At 71.3% G+C, this 5,676-nt stretch carries 5 protein-coding genes; 1 reads left to right on the top strand and 4 read right to left on the bottom strand.

Annotated elements, in window-relative coordinates:
* Nucleotides 1-79: 79 nt before the first annotated feature.
* From P1P70_RS39415 to abc-f, 3 genes are all read right to left on the bottom strand, one after another.
* Entirely contained in the window at nt 80-871 is a 792-nt protein-coding gene (locus tag P1P70_RS39415; protein ID WP_319246446.1) for an enoyl-CoA hydratase/isomerase family protein, read from the bottom strand.
* 125 nt (nt 872-996) lie between these two features.
* A complete protein-coding gene (locus tag P1P70_RS39410; RefSeq protein WP_006123601.1) occupies nt 997-1,218 on the bottom strand; it encodes a helix-turn-helix domain-containing protein in 222 nt (73 codons plus the stop codon).
* A 336-nt stretch (nt 1,219-1,554) separates the two neighbouring features.
* Nucleotides 1,555-3,153, bottom strand: a complete 1,599-nt coding sequence (abc-f, locus tag P1P70_RS39405) for a ribosomal protection-like ABC-F family protein (protein ID WP_319246443.1) — start codon at nt 3,151-3,153, stop codon at nt 1,555-1,557.
* A 252-nt stretch (nt 3,154-3,405) separates the two neighbouring features.
* Between abc-f and P1P70_RS39400 the strand changes: the two genes are divergently transcribed.
* A complete protein-coding gene (locus P1P70_RS39400) occupies nt 3,406-3,819 on the top strand; it encodes a VOC family protein (RefSeq protein ID WP_319246449.1) in 414 nt (137 codons plus the stop codon).
* 22 nt (nt 3,820-3,841) lie between these two features.
* Here P1P70_RS39400 and P1P70_RS39395 read toward each other — a convergent pair whose 3' ends face one another.
* Entirely contained in the window at nt 3,842-5,290 is a 1,449-nt protein-coding gene (locus P1P70_RS39395; protein WP_319246440.1) for a hypothetical protein, read from the bottom strand.
* Nucleotides 5,291-5,676 lie beyond the last annotated feature (386 nt).

The following is a 5,676-nucleotide window of genomic DNA, read 5'->3' as shown; positions in this document are numbered from 1 at the left end:
GCAGCGTAAAATTTGTATAAAGGACCGCCCCTCGGACAGCGCGGCCCGTCCCCCGCGCCCCCGCCCCGGCCCCGGCCGCCTACTCGCCGATGCCCGCGAGGTCCCGCAGCCGTCGGGCCTGGGCCGCCCGCTCCGCCGCCCGCTGCTCGTCGTACCCCCGGTCCTGGGCACCGCGCAGCAACGCCTTGGTCTCGACGACCGCGTCCCGGGGCGCGGTCACCAGCGCACCGGCGAGGTCGCGCACCGTGTCGTCGAGCTGGTCGGCGGGCACCGCGAGGTTCGCGAGGCCGATGCGCTGGGCCTCGTCCGCCTGGACGAAGCGTCCGGTGAGGCAGATCTCCAGCGCGCGGGCGTACCCGACGAGGCTCACCAGGGGGTGCGTCCCCGTGAGGTCGGGCACGAGCCCCAGGCTGGTTTCGAGCATGGCGAACTGCACGTCGTCGGCGACGACGCGCAGGTCACAGGCGAGGGCAAGCTGGAAGCCCGCACCGACGGCGTGCCCCTGCACAGCGGCAACGGACACGATGTCGTTGCGCCGCCACCAGGTGAACGCCTCCTGGTACTCGGCGATGGTCGCGTCGAGCCCGGCGTCGTCACGGCGCGCGAGCTCGATGAACGACGGCTCCCCTTCGATGCCTTCGGGCGTGAACATCTGCCGGTTGAGGCCGGCGGAGAACGATTTACCCTCGGCACGCAGCACAACCACACGGACGGAGCCCGGCACCGACCGCCCGGCCTCGGTGAGCGCCCGCCACAGGGCGGGGCTCTGCGCGTTGCGCTTGGCCGGATTGGTCAGCGTCACCGTGGCGATCGCGTCGTCGACGGTGAGCCGTACGCCGTCCTTGTCGAGCAGCGGTTCGAGCGAAGCCATGGGGCGCCTCCGATGGGTGCGGTCAGCAGAGCGATGGAGCATCGCTAAGTGACTGCACAGTAACCACCCGGTCGATCAGCCGACCGACCGGGTGGCCACCATCGAAGCCGATGGGCCGCCCGGCGTCAGGCCGACGCGGCCTTCTTGCCCCGTGTCGCGCCGCCACGCCCTCGGAGCGTGACGCCCGACTCGCTGAGCATCCGGTGTACGAAGCCATACGAGCGGCCGGTTTCCTCGGCCAGCGCCCGAATGCTCGCACCGGAGTCGTACTTCTTCTTCAGGTCTGCCGCGAGCTTGTCGCGCGCGGCGCCGGTAACCCGGCTGCCCTTCTTCAGAGTCTCGGCCACCCGGTCCTCCTCATGGGAAGTGCGCTCTGGTCTCCTCATGATCACCCCTCCGGGGCGGGTTGGCCACCCATTCGGCAAGGTCCGTGCGACAAGGTTGTGACGACGGGAGCGCGTCCCCACGAGCGGAACCTGTGATTCCGCCTGGTCGTGTCCGTACGGCCGAACGGGTTGCTCCGCGAAGCCCCAGGTCAGAGACGCGCGACGGCCGAGCCCTTCGCACAGAAGGGCTCGGCCGTGAAATCGGTGTAGGACACACCTCGGTACGAGGAGATCTCACACAGATGATGGATCACCGATGGGCCGAATGATCCAGCGGCAGTTGATCAACAGATTCGATCAGGCGAGCGCGACGAGATCCGCGTAGTCCGCGCCCCACAGGTCCTCGACGCCGTCCGGCAGCAGGATGATCCGCTCGGGCTGGAGCGCCTCGACCGCGCCCTCGTCGTGGGTGACGAGGACGACCGCGCCCTTGTAGGTGCGCAGGGCGCCGAGGATCTCCTCGCGGCTTGCGGGGTCGAGGTTGTTGGTCGGCTCGTCGAGCAGGAGGACGTTCGCGGAGGACACCACCAGGGTCGCGAGCGCGAGACGGGTCTTCTCGCCGCCGGAGAGGACCCCGGCGGGCTTGTCGACGTCGTCGCCGGAGAACAGGAACGAGCCGAGCGTCTTGCGGATCTCGACCAGGTCCAGGTCGGGCGAGGCGGAGCGCATGTTCTCCAGGACCGTGCGCTCGGGGTCGAGGGTCTCGTGCTCCTGCGCGTAGTAGCCCAGCTTGAGGCCGTGGCCCTCGATCACCTCGCCGGTGTCGGGCTTCTCGACGCCGCCGAGGAGGCGGAGGAGGGTCGTCTTGCCGGCGCCGTTGAGGCCGAGGATGACGACCCGGGAGCCCTTGTCGATGGCCAGGTCGACGTCGGTGAAGATCTCCAGCGAGCCGTACGACTTCGACAGACCCTCGGCGGTGAGCGGGGTCTTGCCGCAGGGCGCGGGCTCGGGGAAGCGCAGCTTGGCGACCTTGTCGGAGACGCGGACGGCGTCCAGGCCGGCGAGCAGCCGGTCGGCGCGCTTGGCCATGTTCTGCGCGGCGACGGTCTTGGTGGCCTTGGCGCGCATCTTGTCGGCCTGCGAATGCAGTGCGGCGGCCTTCTTCTCGGCGTTCTGCCGCTCGCGCTTGCGGCGCTTCTCGTCGGCCTCGCGCTGCTGCTGGTAGAGCTTCCAGCCCATGTTGTACACGTCGATCTCGGCGCGGTTGGCGTCCAGGTAGAACACCTTGTTGACGACCGTCTCGACCAGGTCGACGTCGTGGGAGATCACGATGAAGCCGCCGCGGTAGGTCTTCAGGTAGTCCCGCAGCCAGACGATCGAGTCGGCGTCGAGGTGGTTGGTCGGCTCGTCGAGGAGCAGGGTGTCCGCGTCGGAGAACAGGATCCGGGCCAGCTCGATACGGCGGCGCTGACCGCCGGAGAGGGTGTGCAGCGGCTGGCCGAGCACCCGGTCGGGCAGGTTGAGCGCGGCGGCGATGGTGGCGGCCTCGGCCTCGGCGGCGTACCCGCCCTTGGTGAGGAACTCCGTCTCCTGGCGCTCGTACTGCTTCAGCGCCTTCTCGCGGGTGGCGCCCTGGCCGTTGGCGATCCGCTGCTCGTTGTCGCGCATCTTGCGGATCAGTGCGTCGAGGCCGCGCGCGGAGAGGATGCGGTCGCGGGCGAGGACGTCGAGGTCGCCGGTGCGGGGGTCCTGCGGGAGGTAGCCGACCTCGCCGGAGCGGGTGATGGTGCCGCCGGCCGGGATGCCCTCGCCGGCCAGGCACTTGGTGAGGGTGGTCTTGCCCGCGCCGTTGCGGCCGACCAGGCCGATGCGGTCGCCCTTGGCGATACGGAAGGTGGCGGACTCGATGAGGACGCGGGCGCCGGCGCGCAACTCGACGGCGGAGGCGGAGATCACGGACAGACTCCAGGGCGGATCGGGGTGGCGGGTGGGCGGCTGAGGACGTTCCCGCCGTCTAATGCGCGAGGAGAATGGCCATAGGCCGATTCTAACTGGGGGCAGCAAGCGGTTTTCCGCCCGAGTGACAAGGGATCACGTGGTCTCGGTCACCGGGCCCGCCCGCACTCGCGCTCGACGGGGCGTTGTCGGTGGCGGGTGCGAAACTGGGCAGCGGGTCGTTTTCCGGACGACGGAGAGGTCGTGATCGGTATGGCGGGCAGGAGCGACGGGCGCCCGAGCATCTATCCGACGCTGCTCTACGCGGATGCCAGGGCCGCCATCAGGCAGCTCACGGAGGCGCTGGGCTTCACCGAGCTCTCGGTGTACGAGGGCGAGGACGGCATCGTGCGGCACGCCGAACTCACGCAGGGCAACGGCGCGGTGATGATCGGTTCCAAGGGCAGCGGCAGCGTCTTCGACGGCGCGATGAAGGGCGCGGGGCCCGCCGGTGTGTACATCGTCGTGGACGACGTGGACGCCCATCACCAGCGGGCCGTGGAGCACGGCGTGGAGATCCTGACGCCCCCGACGGACCAGGAGTACGGCTCGCGGGACTACATGGCCCGGGACGCCGAGGGCAATGTGTGGAGCTTCGGCACGTACGCCCCCGAGACGGGCGGCTGACGCCTGCCGCCGCCCTCCCGGGTCACCTGCCGCCGGTGTGCACCTGGAAGGCAGCCCGGCGGACGGCCTTGGCGAGGGCCGGATCGGGGTGGGCGGCGGCGAGGGCGACCAAAACCTGGACGGTGCGGGGGTGGCCGACCGCGCGGACCTCGTCGAGCAGCGCGGGGACCGTGGCCTGTACCGCGGACTCCAGATGCCGTACGAGCAGGGGCGCTTCACCGTGGTCGGCGACGGCGGCGGCCGTGTCGACCCAGAGCCAGGTGGACTCCTCCCGGGTGAGGACCTCGTGCGCGTCCTCGGGATCGGCGCCGTCGTGCTCGGCGAGCCACAGCAGGGCGTAGGGGCGCAGCGGGGTCTCGTCGGCGACGGTGCGGACGTCGGGCTCCGCGGGGGCGCCGACGACCCGCAGGGCCTCGAAGGCGAGGCCGCGGATGAGGGCGTCCTCGCCACGGGCGGCGTTGATGAGCTCGGTGACGGCGCCGCCGACGGGGCGGGCGGCGAGCCAGGCGCGGTACTCGGCGCGGGCCGCGTTCGGGCGGAGCTGGGCGCAGCCTCTGAGCATGTCCTCGGCGGAGACCTCGATGTTCCCGGCGGGGCTCTGCGCGGCGACACAGATCTGTTCGAGCTTGACCCAGACCGCCCAGCTGCCGAGCGGGGTGAGGGTGGCCTGGCCGTCGCCGTAGGTGAGGGCGCCGACGGAGGCGAGGGCGCGCAGGGACCAGTCGAGGAGGGGGGCGAGGGGGGTGTCCTCGGTCGTGGGCTCCGCGCCGGGCTCGGAATCAGCGGGTGCGGCGCGAAGCGCCTCGTCAGAAGGGTGGTGGTGGGCGAGGGGTGGGACGTAGGGGACCTCGCAGCGCTCGGTGCGCAGTTCGGTGACCCGCTGGTCCAGGAGGTCGAGGAGCTGCTCCACGGGGACGGGCCCGGCGGAGAGCTGCAGGAAGGAGAGGACCTGGGGCATGGCCGAGACGACCTCGGCGACCGCCGCCGGTTCCCGGTCCTCGGGCTCCGGGTAGGCGATGGACCAGGCGTCGAAGAAGGCGACCCAGCCGCGCAGTACCGCGCTGTCGTCACGGTTCCAGGCGCGCAGGCGCCAGCCGGGGCGCGCACTGTCGCCGTGCACCTCGACCAGGCCGGCCAGGCGTGCCGTGTCCCAGTCGTGGCGGACCTGATCCGGGGTCAGCCCCAGGTCGGCGGCTGCCCGTTCGGCGGTCGCGTCGGAGAGGGAGCCCTTGCCGTCGGGGCTCGCGCCGTCGCGGCCGGGGCGCAGGGCGGCATCGGCCCAGCGGGCGACGCGGGCCGCGTCCGCCAGGACGGCGCGGGCCATGCGGGCGAGTTCCACGGGCGGCGGTGTGCCCTCCGGGGGCCGGGGAGCCGGTCGGCGGCGCTGGGTCACTGCTGCTCGGGGAGCGGCGGCCAGGGTTCGCGGGCTGACGAGTCGGAGCCTGGAGTCGCGCGGGTTACGGGACGTCACGGGGGGCAGTCTTCCGGTTGACGGTCCGAAAACCCAAACGGAATGTCACAGCGGGCGACAGGGGTGGCCAACGCACGGGTTTCCCCAGGGGTCCGCACCGAGGCGGATCGCCTTGGTGCGACGCTAAACGGAATGTGGCGTACCTCTCCGTGGCGGTGCGGTCCCGAGCCCCTCCGTCGGTCCTGCGCCGACCGTGCCGGGACTGCTTGCCTCAGCGTGCGGAGACTCACATCAGCGGGGTGAGGAAGCGGCGGAGGGCCTCTTCATAGGCCTTGGGGTCGGCGTTCCACATGGCGCCGTGCGGGGCGTGGCGGACCGTGCGGAGGGTGACCCTTATACAAAACTTTACCCTCCCAACGAAAACCCTTTGGGAAACCCCGGTGTTG

Origin of the sequence: Streptomyces sp. MB09-02B (assembly GCF_033794485.1) — a bacterium.
Lineage (GTDB): Bacteria > Actinomycetota > Actinomycetes > Streptomycetales > Streptomycetaceae > Streptomyces.
This window is presented reverse-complemented; position numbering and strand designations above follow the sequence as displayed.